At 30.2% G+C, this 1,146-nt stretch carries 1 protein-coding gene and 1 pseudogene; both read right to left on the minus strand.

Features of this window, described 5'->3' with window-relative positions:
* Positions 1-232 precede the first annotated feature (232 nt).
* Positions 233-445 (minus strand): hypothetical protein, encoded by a 213-nt coding sequence (locus AC1DRF_RS28935; protein ID WP_016766369.1) that lies wholly within the window; start codon positions 443-445, stop codon positions 233-235.
* Between the two features lie 266 nt (positions 446-711).
* Positions 712-1,101 (minus strand): annotated as a pseudogene (locus AC1DRF_RS28940) (Lrp/AsnC family transcriptional regulator); the annotation flags it as partial.
* Positions 1,102-1,146: the final 45 nt, after the last annotated feature.

The following is a 1,146-nucleotide window of genomic DNA, read 5'->3' on the forward strand; positions in this document are numbered from 1 at the left end:
CTACTTTCAGAGAAAGTTTCTAATTAAAGAAATAGTGGCATCGTCTTTACGATTTCGTGCTGTTTTAAATATTTTTAGATAGTTTTTTAAAATTAGATTTGTATCTTGTATACATTAGAAAAACAAAAGAAACTCCTGAACATATATCAGGAGTTTCTTTTGTTTAAAATAACATATTGTGCAATCGCACGTTTGTTAAATAAAAGATAGAAGAATCATTGAATCGCTTTCTTCAGTTTAAGATCTTGTATAAAGCTTCAGAAGCGTTATCTATATCATAATCGTTATAATTTAAGGTTTTTTGATCCGTAAGTGTAGTGATTTGAAAAATCTTAGATGTTTTACAATACGACAGTTCCAGTACTTGAGGAATGGTATGAGTAATAGCACTATCCTCATATTGAATAAGAGTATAAAGCGTTTTTTTTATTTCAAGTATATTCATAAAAGTACCTCTTTCCATTATAAGGAAACCTAGGGTACAAAGAGACCATATAATTTTAATTTATGTTCTTTCTCTATTATAACATATGAACGTATAGAAAAATACCTGCCGAGAACAGACAGTATGGTAACTGCAATTGTAAATTCTATGCACTTCTAATTCTGCTAGCTGGTCAGTTAAAAAGGTGACCAGCTAGCAGAACATGTTCTTCTTATAATAGAATTACCTTGAATAGATTCAGTAATAAAAAAGAGTAGATTATTAACCTACTTTATTGCTTTATAAACAACTGGTGAGGAAAGTTTAATCAATGTAGATGGCTGCCCAAAAGCCATAGATTCATCAATGAATGTTTCAAGAGATTGAACGGAATTAGTTAAAACTTTTACTAAGTAGTTGTATTGACCTGCCAGACGATGACATTCGATAACTTCAGGGTGTTCTTTGCAATATTCTACAAATTGTCCGCAGTTTGTATTGCTGTATAAAATAAAAGCAGTTACAGGTTTGTTAAAATTTTCAGGATTAATTATTGCTCTATATCCATCTATTATATTTTTTTCTTCAAGTTTTTTTACTCTTTCATTAACAGCAGGGGTAGATAAACCAACCAGCTTTCCCAACTGTGTAACGGACAAACGAGCATTCTCTTGTAGATTTTATGGATGAAATTGATAAAAATATATTACTACATCTACAAG

The sequence above is a fragment of the Priestia sp. P5_B4 genome (genome assembly GCF_056400385.1).

Coding starts and splice junctions, on each gene's coding strand:
- AC1DRF_RS28935 (WP_016766369.1), bottom strand. CDS start 445: ATGAATATACTTGAAATAAAAAAAACGCTTTATACTCTTATTCAATAT.